This is a genomic window from Lutibacter sp. (assembly GCF_013139515.1).
Taxonomy (GTDB): Bacteria; Bacteroidota; Bacteroidia; order Flavobacteriales; family Flavobacteriaceae; genus Lutibacter.
On record NZ_WTAR01000014.1, the window covers coordinates 1 to 18782 of the forward strand.

The 18782-nt window shown below is 29.0% G+C and carries 17 protein-coding genes; 10 read left to right on the plus strand and 7 right to left on the minus strand.

Annotated features, from left to right (window positions below; translation table 11 throughout):
• Positions 1–832: sensor histidine kinase (locus tag GQ540_RS01505; RefSeq protein WP_291796286.1), on the minus strand; the 832-nt coding region annotated here is incomplete at its 3' end.
• Positions 833–1046: 214 nt separating this feature from the next.
• Here GQ540_RS01505 and GQ540_RS01510 point away from each other — a divergent pair.
• The 4 genes from GQ540_RS01510 to GQ540_RS01525 all read left to right on the plus strand — a co-directional run bounded on the left by GQ540_RS01510 (position 1047) and on the right by GQ540_RS01525 (position 3682).
• Positions 1047–1403 carry a MotA/TolQ/ExbB proton channel family protein gene (locus tag GQ540_RS01510; RefSeq protein ID WP_291796288.1) on the plus strand — a complete coding sequence of 119 codons (357 nt, stop codon included), beginning with the start codon at positions 1047–1049 and terminating at the stop codon, positions 1401–1403.
• Between the two features lie 131 nt (positions 1404–1534).
• Positions 1535–2794, plus strand: a complete 1260-nt coding sequence (locus GQ540_RS01515) for an alpha/beta hydrolase-fold protein (protein ID WP_291796291.1) — start codon at positions 1535–1537, stop codon at positions 2792–2794.
• 34 nt (positions 2795–2828) lie between these two features.
• Complete coding sequence (locus GQ540_RS01520; RefSeq protein ID WP_291796294.1) at positions 2829–3437, plus strand: thiamine diphosphokinase; 609 nt, start codon at positions 2829–2831, stop codon at positions 3435–3437.
• A gap of 11 nt (positions 3438–3448) precedes the next feature.
• Positions 3449–3682, plus strand: a complete 234-nt coding sequence (locus tag GQ540_RS01525; protein WP_291796297.1) for a hypothetical protein — start codon at positions 3449–3451, stop codon at positions 3680–3682.
• Here the strand turns inward: GQ540_RS01525 and GQ540_RS01530 are convergent.
• Genes GQ540_RS01530 through GQ540_RS01550 form a run of 5 tightly spaced genes read right to left on the minus strand, consistent with a single transcriptional unit; the run spans position 3679 to position 7884 of the window.
• Positions 3679–4071 carry a hypothetical protein gene (locus tag GQ540_RS01530; protein ID WP_291796300.1) on the minus strand — a complete coding sequence of 131 codons (393 nt, stop codon included), beginning with the start codon at positions 4069–4071 and terminating at the stop codon, positions 3679–3681. The genes GQ540_RS01525 and GQ540_RS01530 overlap by 4 nt on opposite strands.
• Complete coding sequence (locus tag GQ540_RS01535) at positions 4072–5286, minus strand: NAD(P)/FAD-dependent oxidoreductase (RefSeq protein ID WP_291796303.1); 1215 nt, start codon at positions 5284–5286, stop codon at positions 4072–4074.
• A gap of 6 nt (positions 5287–5292) precedes the next feature.
• A complete protein-coding gene (locus GQ540_RS01540) occupies positions 5293–6222 on the minus strand; it encodes a GYDIA family GHMP kinase (protein WP_291796306.1) in 930 nt (309 codons plus the stop codon).
• Positions 6222–6569: a GIY-YIG nuclease family protein gene (locus GQ540_RS01545; protein ID WP_291796309.1), complete on the minus strand. Its 348-nt coding sequence runs from the start codon at positions 6567–6569 to the stop codon at positions 6222–6224. Before GQ540_RS01545 ends, GQ540_RS01540 begins: the two co-directional genes overlap by 1 nt.
• Positions 6570–6606: 37 nt before the next feature.
• A complete protein-coding gene (locus tag GQ540_RS01550) occupies positions 6607–7884 on the minus strand; it encodes a hydroxymethylglutaryl-CoA reductase, degradative (protein WP_291796312.1) in 1278 nt (425 codons plus the stop codon).
• A gap of 149 nt (positions 7885–8033) precedes the next feature.
• Here GQ540_RS01550 and GQ540_RS01555 point away from each other — a divergent pair, with 149 nt between their 5' ends.
• The 5 genes from GQ540_RS01555 (at position 8034) to GQ540_RS01575 (ending at position 15859) form a co-directional block, all read left to right on the plus strand.
• On the plus strand, positions 8034–10223 hold the full coding sequence (locus tag GQ540_RS01555) for a S9 family peptidase (protein WP_291796315.1): 2190 nt from the start codon (positions 8034–8036) through the stop codon (positions 10221–10223).
• A gap of 35 nt (positions 10224–10258) precedes the next feature.
• Positions 10259–11752: a peptide MFS transporter gene (locus tag GQ540_RS01560; RefSeq protein WP_291796318.1), complete on the plus strand. Its 1494-nt coding sequence runs from the start codon at positions 10259–10261 to the stop codon at positions 11750–11752.
• 97 nt (positions 11753–11849) lie between these two features.
• On the plus strand, positions 11850–13334 hold the full coding sequence (locus tag GQ540_RS01565) for an MFS transporter (protein WP_291796322.1): 1485 nt from the start codon (positions 11850–11852) through the stop codon (positions 13332–13334).
• Positions 13335–13435: 101 nt separating this feature from the next.
• Positions 13436–15223 (plus strand): peptide MFS transporter, encoded by a 1788-nt coding sequence (locus GQ540_RS01570; RefSeq protein WP_291796325.1) that lies wholly within the window; start codon positions 13436–13438, stop codon positions 15221–15223.
• Positions 15224–15322: 99 nt separating this feature from the next.
• Complete coding sequence (locus GQ540_RS01575) at positions 15323–15859, plus strand: thioredoxin fold domain-containing protein (RefSeq protein ID WP_291796328.1); 537 nt, start codon at positions 15323–15325, stop codon at positions 15857–15859.
• Between the two features lie 7 nt (positions 15860–15866).
• On the opposite strand, the gene GQ540_RS01580 is transcribed toward GQ540_RS01575, so the two are convergent.
• Positions 15867–17906, minus strand: a complete 2040-nt coding sequence (locus GQ540_RS01580; protein WP_291796331.1) for a ComEC/Rec2 family competence protein — start codon at positions 17904–17906, stop codon at positions 15867–15869.
• A 160-nt stretch (positions 17907–18066) separates the two neighbouring features.
• Here GQ540_RS01580 and GQ540_RS01585 point away from each other — a divergent pair.
• A partial coding sequence (locus tag GQ540_RS01585) for a hypothetical protein (protein WP_291796334.1) occupies positions 18067–18782 on the plus strand: 716 nt, incomplete at its 3' end.

The following is an 18782-nucleotide window of genomic DNA, read 5'->3' on the forward strand; positions in this document are numbered from 1 at the left end:
CAATATCTCCATGTTTAAAGGCATTTTCAACAAAAGGGATTAACAACATTGGAGCTATTTGAATAGTATTATTAGATACGTCAATAATTGTTTTAACTTCAAGTGTATCGTGAAAACGCATTTTTTCGAGCGAAACATAATCTAGTATATGATTTATTTCGTCTTTTAAAAAAACTTGAGGCTTTTCTATTTGGTATAAAATGTAATCTAATAAATTAGATAATTTTAAAATCATCTCAGGAGCCTCATCCTTTTTTTTCAAAGCAAAACCATAAATTGTATTTAATGAATTAAACAAAAAATGAGGGTGAATTTGCATTTTCAAAAACCGTAATTCCTGATCTTTTATTTGCAATTGTGTTTCTAATATTTTGTTCTTCAGGTTTTCATTATTTACTATTGAATTATAATTGTGCTTTATTAAACTTAACGAAACAACAATTAAAACGACAAAATACACACCAAAAACTATAAAAGGTAATGTTTTTGTTAATGGAGAAGCATCATTAGAATTTAACTCTATTAAAAAAACCAATCCATATAATATAGAAAGAATAATTAAAAATACCGATATAATAAATGTATACGTACTATATAATAAAAATAAAATACGTTTTCGTTTTAATAAATAGTTAGGAATCAAGAAGTATAAAAAAAAGTAACTAATACCAATTGTTATAGGCATTAAAAATGCTGAAAACCTGTTTACATAGTTGGTATTATTACTTCCATAACCTAAAAAATAGGTATAAAAGAAATACACTACTCCCCAAAATATTAGGTGTAAAATTACCTCAACACTATATTTAAAAACCACTTTTGGTATTTTCATATGTTCTGCAATATCTATTTTTATTAACAAAATTAAATGCTTTTGCGATGAAATTCAAAAAAGTAACGATATTTGACCTTTATTATAACTTATTTACCAAAAGAACCTATAAACAAGTTGTTTTTAATTCTCTTTTTGTAAACTACCGCAATTAAATAAATAGTAGTTAACATCAAAATATCTTTGAAAAATATTAACACTAAAAACATTATTTATGAAACTTTTATTTTTAAATTTATTAAACGATGGTGGAGCTACTTTTTCTTATCCAACTTTTGCAATGCTCCTAATTTGTATAGCATTAATTGTAAAAGCGCTGATTAAAGGTGATGCTGAAGGCAAAATACAAAAATTAATAAGTCATATTAGTTTATTTGCACTGGTTTGGGGATTTTTAGGACAAATGATAGGACTAATTGGTGCTTTTGATTCAATTCAAATAGCTGGAGACATTTCTCCTTCTGTTTTAGCTGCAGGACTAAAAATTGCGTTGTTAAGTCCCGTTTTTGGAATGATTACTTTCTTAATTGCTCGTGTTGGAATTATAATTTTAACACTTTCAAAAAAGTAATTTATTAACTAGAAACAATTAAAAAATGTGAAGTATTGAAGTATTTCACATTTTTTATACAATTTATGGAGTGATTATTATCAATCGAATATTCATTAAAAAACACTCTAAACTAACTCAAAATTTAAAAAATGATAAAACACTTCATTTATTTAGTATCAATAGTACTTTTATTAGGTAATGCTCATCGCGGAATTGCACAATCAACTACAAATGAATTGTATATAAATACAATTGCTTCAAAAGATAGTCTCTATTCAAAAACTTTTGAAGAGCAAAAACAATTTTGGGTTCAGCTTCCTGAGAATTACAACCCAAACAGTTCAGAAAAATATCCAGTTGTATATATTTTAGACGGAAAAGTACTATTAAAAAATTTGGAAACGGTTTATGAAAATTATTTAGGTCATTATTTACCTCACATGATTTTGGTTGGAATCTCAAACCAAACAAATAGAACAAGAGATTTAACAACTTCTCAAATAAAAATGAGACATGGAGCTAAATTTAACCAGGATACTGGCGGAGCTGAAAAATTCACAAAATACATTGAAAATGAATTGATTCCTTATATTGATAAAACTTACCCAACCACAAATTACAGAACATTAATTGGGCATTCATATGCTGGGTTGTTTACCATAAACATGCTAATTAACCACAATAGTTTTTTTAAAAATTACATTGCCATTGACCCAAGTTTAGATTGGGACAACCAAAAATTATTAAAACAAGCGCAGGAGAAATTGGTTTCAGAAAACTTCAAAGAAAAATCTCTTTTTGTTTCAATGTCTGCAGAACAATTACATATGTGGGATGAAACTGTTACCGTAGATAATTTAACAAAAAACACATCAGAATTTACATTGTTTCCTCGCTCAATTGTTGCATTTTCAAACTTTGTTGAATCTCATAAAGAAAGTGGGCTAAACTTCGCTTGGAATGTGTATCCTGAAGACTTACATATGACAGTACCATTACCCTCAATGAGAGATGGTTTGGTTTTTCTTTTTAATTGGTTTCAATTTAAAAACCCACCAAAATATAACAATCCAGAAACTACCGTTGAAGAATTAACTGAATTATTAAACAAGCAAGAAAAAATTTACGCTAAGAATTTTGGGTATTCTGTACCTCCAATGATTGAAGAACTGTTTAATGGTTACGGCTATATGAATATGCAAATGGGAGCTCCAAAAAAAGCAAAGCTATTTTTTGAAATGGGTGTCAAGTATTATCCAAAAAGTGCCAACTCATATGATTCTTTAGCTGAATATTATGAATCTCAAAATGATATTCCAAACGCTATAAAGTATGTTTCAAAAGCTTATGATTTAAGCGGAAATAAGTCTTATAAAGAGCGACTTAAAAGACTTCAAACAGAAAAATAATTTTATATTGTCTTTTTCATTATTTTTGTAGTCTATGAAAACGAAAAAGGCATTTATTTTACTAAACGGTTTAAAACCTACAAGTTTACCAGATTTATCACAATATGATATTGTTTGCGCTATTGATGGTGCGTATAACTTTTTTGAAGCTAATAATATTATTCCAGATTTGGTTACTGGTGATTTTGATTCTATCAACTCAATACCAACGTCAATTGAAGTTATAAACACACCTAATCAGGATTTTACTGATTTTGAAAAAGCGTTACAGATTTTAAAACACCGTGGTTTTTACCATATTGATATATATGGTGGAAGTGGAAAAGAGCACGACCATTTTTTAGGCAATATTAGTACAGCGTTACAATGGAAACTTGGCTTAAACATCACTTTTTTTGATGATTTTGGTAAATACTTTTTTATTAAAGAAAGCATCTACTTAACAAATATAATTGGAAAAAATATTTCATTAATTCCGCTTCCAATTGCTAGTGGTGTACTTACAGAAGGATTATTGTATCCTATTAAAAATGAAACGCTAACCTTTGGAGAACGCATTGGAGCTAGAAATAAAGCTTCTAAAAATGAAGTGCAAATTTCTGTTGAAAAAGGCGATTTACTTATTTATATTAGTCATAATTAAATTCATAGAAATTGAACAGAAAATTAAAACTAATTTGGGATTTTAAAGGCTCAATTTCACAAAAAATAGCTGAACACCATTGTATTCATTTAAAAGAGTTTGCAGTAATTGAAAAACTTCATTTTTATGAAATTGATTTCACTGTTTTATCAGAAATGCACACAATTGCATTTATAATTATTGATGAAGTTGATATGAAAACTTACAGAGATGCATTAAAACCTCACAGAGGGCAATTGGCTTAGTTTTTAGTATTTAAATTTTTCAAAATCACCTTTAGGTCTTTGAGTGAATTTTTATCAATTAACCTTGTATTAATTCGCAATTCACTTTTTTCTGATTGAAAAATATAGTTCCTTCCATCTTTTTTAATTTGATTTAAATCAGCTAAACTAATTCTTTGTGAAATAAAATTATTTAATGTAATTGAATCATTATCAAAAGTCAAATATTGATTTTTACTTTTAAAAAAATAATTTACAAAATAAAAAAGTGATGCTATTAAATACCCATAATTAAAATAGTTTTCAGGATTATTTGTGATGGATATAGCTCCTAGAATTAACCAAAACAACCCGAAAATAAATTTCCACCTAAGATGCATCCGTTTATAACGAATCTTTATTTTCTCCATCTATAAATCAGAAATTGCATTGGCAACAATCCAACCACCAGTCCACGCATTTTGAAAATTAAATCCACCTGTAACCGCATCTATATTTAAAACTTCCCCCGCAAAAAATAAATTTTTATGTAGTTTACTTTCAAAACGTTTGAAGTTAATTTCTTTTAAATTAATCCCACCAGCTGTTACAAATTCATCTTTAAAAGTACTTTTCCCATTTACATTAAAAACACTTTGTGTAAGTTGTTTTGCTAAACCTTCTAATTGTTTGTTATTTAATTGTGCCCATTGAGTATTAGCTGAAATATTGGCAGCAATTACAAACTTTTCCCAAAGTCGTTTTGAAATTTCTTCAAAAACAGACCGTAAAATAACTTGTTTTTTTGAATTCTGTTTCTTTTCAGATTTTAAGAAATCTAATACTGTTTCAAATTTTTTAGACAACCAATTTACTTCAATTTCAAACTGGTAATCTTTTTCATATAATTCCAAAGCTCCCCAAGCCGACAGTTTTAAAATTCCTGGACCGCTTAATCCCCAATGAGTAATTAATAAAGGACCTTGCTCTCTTAACTTTGAATTTAACACTTTTACAGAAGCTTTTGGAACTGAACTTCCAGGAATATCTTGCAATCTTTTATCCTCAATATTAAACGTAAATAATGAAGGTACAGATTTAACAATAGTATGTCCAAAACCTTCGAGCATAGACCAAACTTTAGCATTACTCCCTGAAGCAACCAACAAATAATCGGCTATAAATTCTTTTGAATTCGTTTTTATAATAAACTTTTCTTCGTTTTTTTCAATAGAATCAACACGTGTACTTTTTTGCACTTTTACGCCTGCATTTTTAGCACTTTCTAAAAAACAATCTATAATAGTTTGTGATGAATTTGATTCAGGAAAAACCCTATTATCATCTTCAATTTTTAAAGAAACTCCTCTATTTTCAAACCATTCCATAGTATCTCCAGTCATAAATTGGTGAAATGGCCCACGCAATTCTTTTTTTCCTCTCGGATAAAACTCAACCAATTCATTTGGTGTAAAACAAGCATGCGTTACATTGCATCTTCCACCTCCACTTACTTTCACTTTTTGCAACACATTGTTACTCCCTTCTAAAATTAACACTTCTAATTCAGGGTTCATTTCTGCGGCATTAATTGCGACAAAAAAACCTGCTGCTCCACCTCCAATAATTATAAGTTTTTTCTTCATTGTATTTTATAAAATCAATTTTGAATAAGGAATCACCGTTTCAAATCCTTTTTGTTTAAAATAGTTAGGTGTATTATCATTTCCTGTAGCTAAAATAAAATCGCCTCCCCAAGCACCCAAGCTTTTTGTTTGCCCGAAATAATCAGAAAACAGTTCTTCTTGTACAGGTTTTAATTGAATTGTCTTAGAGATTATTTGCTCATGTTCAATTAATAACTTTTCAAAATCAACTAAATTTTTACACAACAAAAATTCATTAGTTAAAACTGATATTTGTTGTACTTCAGAAGTTAAATTTCCTTTTAACTCATGAAACCTTTTGATACCTTCTCTACTATTTTGCTTTTTGTTTAAATACACAAAATATAAATCCTCTTTAAATGAAGGATTGAAATTCACCTTTTCAATTAATGGATTTATTCCTTTTTTAATATATATAATTGGCGTATTATTTTGTGCACAAGCAATATCATAACCACTACCTCCAAAAGTAGTTTTTAACAACTCGTATGGATTTATAGTTGCCCAATTAGCAATATTATTAATTAAAGTTGAAGAAGTTCCCAATCCCCAATTTTTAGGAAAAGTAAGGTTTGTTTTCACATTAAACCCTTTTTCTGAATTTAAAAAAGCAGGATTTAACTTTTGAGCTTGAAGTACTATTTCCTTTAAATTTTCTGCTAGTTTATCGTTTCCTCCATCTTTTTCTGAATCAAAAGTAGCACTAACTAAACGTAATTTTGGTAAATCAAAAATGGCTTCTAACCAACATTTTCCCTCATTTGTAAAACTATTCCAAATTAATTGTGGTTCATTTATTGGTTCAATAACCAAATCTTGCCCGCAAGTTGTTGGAACGGCTAAAGATTTTGCGCCATCAAGCACAAAATATTCTCCTGTTAATAATAATTTTCCGTTGCTGTAAAATTCTTTCATCAGTTATTTTTTTCTTTCTGGTGACTGAGCGGAGTCGAAGCCTTTTTATTAGAATAATGAGTTTCATTTTTACATTCTGATAACCTAGGCAAACTTTCCATTTTATTTTTTATAAGTGCCTCTTTCTTTTTCCTACTCCAGCCTTGTATTTGTTTTTCTTTATAAAAAGCTTCAGATATTGTTGTAAATTCTTCAGAATAAAGCAATTTTACAGGCAATCGTCTTGCTGTATATTTTGTCCCAATTCCGTTTTGATGTTGATTCATTCTAAGTTCCAAATCTTTAGTACTTCCAGTATAAAAAGTTCCATCACAACATTCTAATATGTAAACAGTTCCTTTTCCCATAGTGCATTGGATTCGACTCCGCTCAGCCACCGATTAATTATTTGTTTTCAACTAACTTATTATAAGCTTCAACAACCGCATTGTGCGTCACTGTTTTGTTCTCGAAATAATTGATTAAAAAAGACTTTTCTTCTTCACTTGCACCTAATTGCTTAATAATATTTGTTAAATGCATTTTCATATGTCCTTTTTGAATCCCAGTCGTTGTTAACGCTCTTAAGGCTGCAAAATTTTGAGCCAATCCAGCGACTGCTATAATTTCCATAAGTTCTTTTGCTGAAGGATTACCTAATAATTTTAACGATAATTTTGATAAAGGATGTAACGAAGTTAATCCGCCAACAGTTCCTAAAGCCAAAGGAATTTCAATCCAAAATTTGAAAATTCCATCTTCAATAGTAGCATTGGTTAAACTCTTGTATTTTCCACTTCGCGAAGCATATGCATGTGCGCCAGCTTCAATAGCTCTAAAATCATTTCCTGTTGCCATTACCACTGCATCAACTCCATTCATAATTCCTTTATTATGAGTTACCGCTCTATGCGGCTCTGCATTTGCAATTTGAATTGCTTGTATAAATTTTTGTGCCAATTCTTCTGAATTTTCAGCATATAAATCATCTACTTTACAACTTACCTCAGCACGCACCAAACAATCTGGAACATAATTAGATAAAATACACATCACTATTTGTATCTCTTCTTTTTTAAACTCACTAGCTATGGCTTCTAAACAAGAATTTATAAAATTTGCACCCATACTATCAACAGTTTCAAAAGTTACGTGCAATTGATAGTAATTTTTTAATTCAGAAGTTTTATTACGCAATTCAATATTTAAAATACCACCGCCACGCTTGCACATATTTTTGGTGATATCTTCTGTTACTCTAAAAAAATCTTCTTTTTTTGAAGCAACATAATTTTGAAGTTCAACCTCATCACCTTCATACATAAAATGTATTTGTCCAATTTTTGTAGTTGAAATTACTTCAGCTTTAAAACCTCCTCGTGTACTCCAAAATTTTGCAACTAAAGATGCTGCAGCAACTACTGAGCTTTCTTCAATAGTCATTGGTATTGCATACTCTTTTCCGTTAATTACAAAATTAGGCGCAATTCCATATGGTAAATAATAGTTAGAAATGGTGTTTTCAATAAAATCGTCATGCAAATCTTGCAACAGTGGATTTGAGTTCCAATATTGCATTAAAATCTGTTTAACTTTCACATCATCATTAAAAAAAGCTGATACTAACCAGTTTACCTTTTCTAACTTTGTAAACTTTGAAAATCCATGAACGGTTTTAGCCATAAATATTATAAATTTTTAGAATGAAGCAAAGGTAAATTATTAATAGTAAATTACCATGTCTTTGTATATTGTTAATTTTATGATAATATTCAGGTCTATTTTGCTAAATTTTTCTTAAACTTGACATTTATTTTAAGATATCATAATTAATGAAAAAAATATTTCTTGTTTTTATAGCTATAAGTACTTTAGCAACAGCACAAAAAAAAGATATTGCAATTGAAGAAATTTGGGATGATACGTTTAGAACTGAGCGTATGAACTCATTTAATTCTATGAATGGTGATTTTTACACTTTGCAAAACTTTAATAAACAATCACAAAGCACCACAGTTGATAAATATAGTTATGCAACTTTAGAAAAAGTTGAAACTATTGTTGATAGTAAAGATTTAGATGATTTAAAATATTTTGAAAGCTATTCATTCAATAATAATGAAACAAAGTTAATTTTAGGTGTTGATACTGAACCAATATATAGACGTTCTAGTTTAGGTGTTTTTTATGCTTACGATATTGCTTCAAAAACTTTAAAATTAATTGATGAAGACAAAATTCAAGAACCTACTTTTTCTCCTGATAGTAAAAAGGTAGCCTACGCTAAAAATAATAATATTTTTATTAAAAATTTAGAAAACAATACAATCACCCAAGTAACTTTTGACGGGAAAAAGAATTTTATTATAAATGGAATTGCTGATTGGGTTTATGAAGAAGAATTTGGCTTTGTAAAAGCTTTTAAATGGAGTGAAGACAGTAAAAATATTGCCTTTTTACGTTTTGACGAAACTGAAGTTCCAACATTCTCCATGGATATTACAGGAAAAGAATTGTACCCTACACAACAAGTTTTTAAATATCCAAAAGCGGGCGAAAAAAATGCAATTGTTACACTTCATATTTACAATGTTGAAGCAACAACTACTTCAAAAGTTGATCTTGGAGAATATGAATACCTTCCTAGGTTTAAATGGACAAGTAATACAAATATTTTATGTGCAACTACACTAAATCGTCGACAAAATAATTTAAACTTATTTTTTATTAACGCATCAAATTCTTCAGTAAATGTAGTTTTGAATGAAAAGAGTGATACTTATGTTAATATTCATAATAATTTAACTTTTTTAAAAGACAACAGTTTTATTTGGACTAGTGAAAAAGATGGGTTTAATCATATTTATCATTATGCTAAAAATGGAAAACTAATCAATCAAGTTACTAGTGGAAATTGGGAAATAACTAAGTTTTACACTATCAACGAAAAAACAAATACTGTTTATTACCAATCGGTTGAAGATGGCTCAATAAATAGAACTATTTACGTTATTAATTTAAACGGAAAAAATAAAAAACGTTTAACCAATGCTTCAGGAACAAATAATGCTTCTTTTAGTAAAAATTCAGCCTATTTTATCAATACTTTTTCAGATGCTACTACACCAACAATCTACACACTTCATAATGGTAAAGGAGAAAAATTAAAAGAAATTTTAAACAATAAAAAGCTTTCTAAAAAATTAGAAGAATACAACTTAGCAAAAAAAGAATTCTTTACTCTTACAACTAAAAATGGTGAGTTTAACGCTTGGATTTTAAAACCTACTAATTTTGATTCAAGTAAAGAATACCCATTATTTATGACTCAATATTCTGGTCCTGGCTCACAATCTGTTAGCAATACTTGGAATAGCGCAAACGATTATTGGTTTCAACATTTAACCGATCAAGGATATATTGTTGTTTGTGTAGACGGAAGGGGAACAGGTTTAAAAGGTGTTGAATTTAAAAAAGTAACGTATAAAGAGCTTGGTAAATATGAAGTTCAAGATCAAATTGAATCTGCAAAAGAATTAGGAAAAAGAACGTACATTAACGCAAATGAAATTGGTATTTGGGGTTGGAGTTATGGTGGTTTTATGTCTAGCAATTGTTTACTAAAAGGAAACGATGTTTTTAAAATGGCTATTGCTGTTGCACCTGTAACTAGCTGGCGTTTTTATGATACGGTTTATACAGAACGTTATATGCAAACACCACAAGAAAACCCAAGTGGTTACGATGAAAATTCTCCACTAAATTTTGCCAACTTATTACAAGGAAAGTATTTACTAGTACACGGAAGTGGAGACGATAATGTCCATGTACAAAATACAATGCGGTTATCTAATGCTTTAATTGAAGCTAATAAACCTTTTGATCAAGCAATTTACCCAGATAGAACACACGGAATTTATAGAGGTGAAAATACCAGACTTCACCTTTATAATAAAATGACTAGTTTTATCAAAGAAAATTTAGGGAAAAGAACATCAAATCTTGAACTTTTAAAACAATAATATTAACCATAAAATTCATTAACTAATTAATCATTATGACTGACAAACCAATTAAAACAGGACACCCAAAAGCACTCTATACGCTTTTTGCTACAGAAATGTGGGAACGATTTAGCTACTATGGTATGCGTGCTTTATTAACACTATATCTAACAGCAGAATTAGCAAATGGTGGTTTCGGATTAAATAGGGAGCAATCATTAGCAATGTATGCTATTTTCACAGGTTTAGTTTATTTAACTCCAATTCTTGGAGGTTGGGTTGCTGATAAATTTCTTGGAAAACGAAAAACGGTTTACATTGGTGGATTGGTAATGGCAGTTGGACAGTCTTTATTGGCTGCAAGTGCTTTTATGGCGCATTCACTAGATCCAGTTACTCGCCTTTTTGTTTTTAACTTTGGTTTAGGTGTACTTATTATAGGTAATGGTTTTTTCAAGCCAAATATTTCAACTATTGTAGGTGATTTTTATGATGATAATGATCCTAGAAAAGATTCAGCATTTAACATCTTCTATATGGGAATAAACTTAGGTGCTATTTTAGGCCCTTTTATTGCTGGTGCATTAGGTGAAAATGTTTCTTGGGGTTATGGTTATTTAGCTGCTAGTATTGGGATGATCGTAGGTGTTCTTTGGTTAAAAATGAGAGAAAGCACTTTAGAACAAAAAGGTCTTCCTCCAAATTCACCCGAAGATAAATTTGTATTAGATAGTAAAGACTGGAGAGATATTATTATTTATTCTATTTCATTAGTAGTTGCAACTTTCATACTAATTTTTGTATGGAGAATGTTGCCAGACAATGTGGCTAGTATTATTACATATATTGGGTTTACTGTTGGAATTATAGGGCTTGGGTCTATTATTTTTAAAGGAACAAGTGGCTCTGCTGAATGGAGTAGAATGATTGTAATTTTAGTGTTAGCTTTCTTTAATGTTGCTTTTTGGGCAGGATTTGAACAAGCTGGTGGTACTATGAATTTATTTGCAAAAGAAAGTACAGATAGACTTCTATTTGGATGGGATGTACCCGCTTCTTGGTATCAAAATATTAATCCGCTTGCTATATTAATTTTCGCTCCAATATTTTCAATAATGTGGTTGAAATTAGATGCTATGAAATTTAATCCTAGAACACCTATAAAATTTGCTATTGGTTTATTTTTAGGTGCTTTTGCATTTTGGATTATGACACAAGCAAGCAATGCTGCAGAAGGTGGTAATTTAGTTTCACCTTGGTGGTTAGTTATTGTTTATGTTGTTTTAACACTTGGTGAATTAATGTTATCTCCTATTGGACTTTCGATGATAACAAAATTAGCACCTAAAAAATTAGTTTCAGTAGTAATGGGACTATGGATGGCCAGTTTTGCTGCAGGTAATTATTTAGCTGGTATGTTAGAAAGTATTTTACATAAATATGATTTCGAATTGTATCCTTTTATAACCATGTTAATGTTAGGTTCTGGACTTTGCCTTGTGGTATTGTCTCCTTTCTTAAACAAAGCAATGAAAGGAATTCACTAAAATATGCACACAATTTAATTATCATATAAGAAAGCTCAAGTAATTAATTACTTGAGCTTTCTTATATTTAAACAAAACATAATTTAAATATACTAAAATGAGTACAGAAAACAAAGATTTAGGATTTATTGGACTTCTAAAATCATTCACACAACCTTTTTGGATTGCAAGTGTCATGGAATTATTTGAGCGCTGGGCTTGGTATGGTTTATTTGCTGTTTTAGCTTTATACCTTACAGGATCAACAGATGATGGTGGTTTAGGATTCACTCACATTGAAAGAGGGGAAATAATGTCATACGTAACTTTCATTCTATATCTACTACCAATTATCACTGGGGCAATCTCTGATAAAATAGGCTACAAGTTGTCTTTAATTATTGCCTATTTATTACTTGGTTTTGGGTATTATTTTATGGGAGATGTTACATCATATACGGCTGTTTTTATTATGTTTCTTATTGTAGCAGTAGGAGCTGCTATGTTTAAACCTGTTGCTTCCGCTATTGTAACAAAATCCACAGATGAACGAAATTCATCTTTTGGATTTGGAGTGTTTTATATGATGGTAAATATCGGTGGTTTTTTTGGACCTCTTTTTTCTGCAAAATTAAGAGATCAATACGGTTGGAAAATTGTATTTATAATGGCGGCTATGGCAATAGCTATAAACTTAATAATAGTAATCTTCTTTTTCAAAGAACCAAACAGAGAAAAAAATGAAGATTCATTAGGTAAAACAATCATTAAGTCCTTGAAAAATATTTTTGAAGCTCTTTCTGATATGAAATTGACTTTACTTCTTGTAATAATGGTTGGTTTTTGGCTAATGTTTAATCAATTATTCTATACTTTACCTGTATTTATTGAAGAATGGGTTAATACAAAACCACTTTATGACGCCTTATCAAACTACACTCCTTGGATTGCTGAATTTTTCAAAAATAAACATGGAGGAATTAATCCTGAGATGGTTGTAAATCTTGATGCATTTTTTATAGTTATTTTACAAATGATTGTTTCAACCATTATATTAAAATGGAAACCAATTAATGCTATGATGACTGGGATTTTTATCGCAGTTATAGGTATTGCTTTATCTTTTTACACTTCAAATGTATTCTTTACAATATTTGGTATTTTAATTTTTGCCATAGGTGAAATGACTTCAAATCCAAAATTCTCTGATTATATTGCTAAAATTTCTCCGAAAGGAAAAGAGGCTCTTTATATGGGAACATATTTTTTACCAATTGCCTTTGCAAACTTATTAACGAAATGGATTACTGGAGATTTATATCAAAACCTTTCTGATAAAGTTAGTTTAATTAGAAAAGAATTAACTTCAAAAAACATTGAATTACCTGAAATTAGTGAAGCTTATACAAAAAATGAATTTTATAAAGAAGCTGCTTCTAAATTACAAATGACACAAGATCAAATGACAAACCACATTTGGGATATATATCATCCTGGAAATATTTGGTATGTAATTGCGGCTATTGGCTTATCAACAATTGTTGGGTTAATAGTTTATGATTATGTCATAAAAAAACAACTTAAAAAAGCTATTACAAACTAATTTTTAAAATAAATAAAAACATCAACGGTTTTTTTAAACACAAGCTTTAGAACTTCCTGATGGTGTTTTCATAGTATTATCAATTTAAATAATTATAATTTATGGCAGATTATATTCAAGAAAATGAACAACAAGAAATTTTAGGGCATCCAATAGGCTTGTTCGTATTATTTTTTACAGAAATGTGGGAACGTTTCTCTTATTATGGTATGCGTGCACTATTAATTTTATTTTTAGTAGCAAAAATTGAAGATGATGGTTGGGGCTGGTCAAGAACAGAGGCCTTTGCTTTATACGGATGGTATGTGATGCTTGTTTATTTATTACCATTACTTGGTGGTTGGTTAGCAGATAACAAATGGGGACACGTAAAAACCGTAATTGTTGGTGCAGCTATTATTACTTTAGGTCACACAGCAATGGCTGTTTCCGATTTACAAATGGGTATTGATTTAAAGTTTGTTTTCTATCTAGGATTATTTTTAATTGTGTTAGGAACTGGATTATTTAAACCAAATATGTCATCTATTGTTGGTAAAATGTATGCTCCACAAAGCGATAAAAAAGATGGTGCCTACACTATTTTCTATATGGGCGTAAACTCTGGAGCATTTATTGGAACACTATTAGTGGGTTGGATTGGTGAAACTTTTAGCTGGACTTGGGGATTTGGATTGGCTGGTATTTTTATGTTGTTTGGATTACTGCAATTTTATTTTGCAAGAAGTGTCTTTGGAAAAGCTGCTTCAGAACCAAATAAAAAAACTATAGATGCAACACCTGAAGAAAAAGAACAAGACGTTCCTTTTACTAAAACAGATTTAACAATTGCTGCTATTGGAGGTTTTTTTGCAATTTCTTGGATAGTAGATGGATTGTATTCAGTTGTTAGTAGAGGAAATCATTTTTTAGTTGAAAATTTATTTGAAGTTGAAGCTTTTGGGAAAAATATTTCTGTAAACATGTCCAGTATATTTTTCTTATTGTCATTGGTAGTTTTTATCACCTTAGGGTTCTCTCGTTTAAAAAGATTTCAACTTATTGAAAGGGATCGTTTAAAAGTGGTATTTATTATTGCATTTTTTGTTATTTTCTTTTGGGCTAGTTTTGAACAGGCTGGTACTACCATGAATATTTTTGCAAGAGATTATACCAATAGAACTTTAATTGGGAATTGGGGATTATTCTATAAAATCATAGATTTTATACTATCTATTGCTCCAATGCTAATTTTAACTTGGGTAATTTATAAGTTAGCAAAAGCTATTATAAAAAAATACCCGTTAACTATCTTATTTACAAGTATAAGCTTTATAATTATTTGGGTATTGGTGCTACTTAGAGTTTACGATAAAGTATTTGCAGAAGCTACTTTAGTAGACACCTCTTGGTTCCAAATATTAAATCCGGTATTTATAATTTCTTTAGCACCACTCTATTCTATGTTTTGGAAAAAATACACATTCTCTGGTCCTCAAAAATTCTTTATGGGGTTAACATTGTTAGCCGCTGGTTTTGGAATGCTTGCTATTGGTTCAATGGGAATAACGCCTGGCGCTCAAACTGCAAGTGTAAGTATGGTTTGGTTATTATTAGCTTACTTATTACATACTATGGGTGAATTAGCAGTATCTCCCGTTGGCTTGTCTTATGTTAGTAAATTAGCACCTGCAAGAATGTTAGCTTTCTTATTTGGTATTTGGTATGTATTTACAGGAATGGCTGGTAAACTAGCGTCAATTATGGCTGAATATTCTGATGGTATTGCAGAAAATATTGGCTTATCAGGATTTTTCTTAATATTTACAATTATTCCTTTTGTTGCTGGCTTGGTAATGCTAAGTTTAAATAAACCGTTAAAAAGAATGATGCACGGAATTGATAAGTAACAACAACTACTTTATTTTCAAAAAGTAATCTTAAATTTGGAATACTTTTTGTAATTAAAACAAACTAATACGTCTAAAACATAAAATATATAATTTAAAATGAAGAAAATACTAATTTTAACACTATTACTAAGTAGCTTATCAATTACAGCACAAGAAATTAATTGGATAACGCTTGAAGAAGCAGTTGAAGCACAGAAAGCAGTTCCTAAAAAAATATTCATGGATGCTTATACTGTTTGGTGTGGACCTTGTAAAATGTTAGATAAAAATACGTTTCACAATAAAGATGTTGCTGACTATGTAAACAAAAATTACTACGCAGTAAAGTTTAATGCTGAAGGTAATAAAACTATTAATTATAAAGGAAAAACTTATACAAACCCTAATTTCGATCCAAATAAAAGCGGAAGAAATAGTTCTCACCAATTATCTAGTGTTTTTGGAATAAGAGCCTATCCAACTTTAATTTTTTTAGATGAACAAGCTAATTTAATTGCTCCAATTCCTGGGTATAAAACACCTAGTCAGTTAGAACTTTATTTGAAGTTTTTTAAAGCAAACAACACAGAAAGCATTACTAAAGAAATTTGGGAAAGTTATTCTTCAAGTTTTAAACCTGAATTTAAAAACTAATTCAGTTTTAATTTAAAACATAAGCTCCTTTTTGCATAGTACTGTGAAAAGGAGTTTTATTTTTTAAACAAGTTTTTCTCCATCTTTCAACATAACTTTTATAATTTGAACCATCAACAATTATTAATTTTGGTTGAAGTTTATATATTAATCTGTCTAAATTAATTTTTGGAGATTGTTGAAGTACTACTATTGAGGGTTTTATTGTGTTAAATTTATATAACCCTAAACTATCTACTACTAAAATAGTTTCATTTTTATAGTTGTATAAATTTCTGATGCTGTTTTTCTTAAAATCAACTTCAGTTTTAGAGCCAATTAAATAAGAATTAACAACATAATCATTCAACATTAAAGAATCTGAATTATAACTAATTAAACTGTTTCCATTTCTAAAACCAATACTACTTTTTTTACTTTTATGAAATACAATAAATTCATTAGTAGAATGTAATTTATGTTTTTCAAAAATGAAGATTGATTGAATTACAATTATTGAAACAAACACGAAAACAAAACGATAGAACTTCTTATTTTCTATCCATTTAATCGTTACAACTATGAACGCATAAAGCGCTAACATTAAAACAAATGAAAAAGATATATTTTGAATAATAAACAATTCCTGATTAGAAATCCAATCTACAAAACTATTCATTTGTTGTATAATAAAGCTGTAAGAATTTGCAATAAACTGAGGTAATATATTTAAATACGCTAACAAAATAACAATAATTCCTGCTGTTAAAATAAACCCTAAAAATGGAATGATTACTAAGTTTGACAAGAAAAACAGCCCTGGGAATTGGTGAAAATAAAACAAACTTAAAGGTAAAACACCAATTTGTGCGGCCATTGAGACGGTAAACAGTTGCCAAAATTTATTGAGTACCCAAAATTTAGGATTCCATAACTTATACAATTTAGGTTGAATCCAAACTATTGAAAACACCGCCAAATAACTTAACTGGAAACCAACTTCAAACAAATAAAAAGGGTTAAAAAGCAATAAGAAAAACATAGAAATTACCAATGTATTGTAAACATTTGACCGCTGAACCAATTGCAAACCAATTGTTAAAGCTGTAAACATAGAAACCGCTCTAACTACAGACGCTGACAAACCCGCAATAATTGCATACACCCAAAGCAATATAATTATAAGTAATGTTGCTATTAATTTTCCGTTTTTAAAATAGTGAAATGGCTTAAACACAAATAGTAATAACAATAAAATTATACCAACATGCAAACCAGAAACTGCCAAAATATGAATTGCTCCAGCCCCAGAATAACTTTTTAACAAATCACTAGAAATTGTATTTCGTTGTCCTAATAGCAATGCATTTATTACTGCTAATTCATCATTCTTAAATCCGTTTTTTTGTAAAGCTGTATTAATTTTAGTTCTAATATTTGAAGCAATACCACTTAGACTTTCATTTTTGTTTTCAAGCCTTAAAAATTGATGTTTTTTTAATTGTAATTGATAATGAATTTGTTGATTTTTAAGATAATTTTTATAATTAAAAGTGTAAGGATTTAAAGGCTTGTTAATATCCAGAAACTGCGTTTTTAAAACCAAAAAATCATTAATTTGTAATGCACTTTTAATACTATCTTTTTTAATATTAACTAAAATTCTTCCAATAGTTTTTTCACTCTTAACCTGAATAACTTTAGCTTCATATTTGTTAAAATACAACGTTGGTTTTAATATTTTCTCAATTTTAATTCCAACTTGAAAGGTTTTATTTACAGCAAATTCAGAAGAATTAGCATAATGCAACTGATTATTTAATTGGTTTTTATAGGTTATTGAGCTAACCCCAATAAAAAAAGAAATTAAAAAAAATAACAACGTAAAAATTAATGATGGCTGAAATTTTTTGTTCGATTTAAAATATAGAAAAGTAAATGAAATAAGTAAAACACTTAAAATTATAACCAATTGATTTGGCTGGAAATTATAATAATTTCCAAATAAAATTCCAAGCACTAAAAGGAAAGTAAGTTGTGCAGGCACAAACTTTAAAAACTGTTTCATAGCTCGATAAAGCTACTAAAAATATTTAATACAATGCTTAATTTATTTTAGCATTATTTTTTGATAATTTTCACACTGTAACAATTGTTACTAAATGATTTATATCACTATACCCAATTATAAAGTAGTCTAATTTTGTGTCATTATTAAAATCAAAATTATGAGAAAATTAATTTTTAGCAGTATAGCAATTTTAGGTATCGTATTTCACTCAATTGGTCAAGAATTAGCTCCGTATATTAAAATTGGAGAAAGCACTGAAACAATTCAACAAGTTTCAGATAAGGTTATTGAAGCCTTAAAAACCAATTCATTCACCGTTTTAGGAACTTACAATCCTTCAAACAAAAACACTTTAAAAGTAATAGCTTTTACAAGAGCAGATTTAAAAAATACAGTTGTTAAAGTAACTGACAGAGGTGCACTTGCAGCAGTATTTAAAGTTGGTTTAGAACAAAAAGATGGAAAAATTGCAATTTCTTACACCAATCCTGACTATATTTTAAGAGCTTATTTAGGTAACAATTATAACACATTTAGAAGCACTTTTGAAAAATTTAGCGCTGATTTAAAAATAACTTTTTCTTCAATAGGAAATGCATTTATTCCTTTTGGTGGCACAATAAAAGCAGATAAATTAGGGAAATATCATTACAAAATAATGATGCCTTATTTTACTGACCCAATTGAATTAAATGAATATGCTTCATTTGAAGAAGGTGTTAAAGTTATAGAACGTAATTTAAAATCTAAAAAAGGACAAACAGTTGAGGTTTATAAAATAATTTATACTAACGAAAAAGTAGCTGTATTTGGAGTTGGTTTACAAAGCAAAGAAGATGGTGAATCAGTATTTTTACCAAAAATTGGAGAATC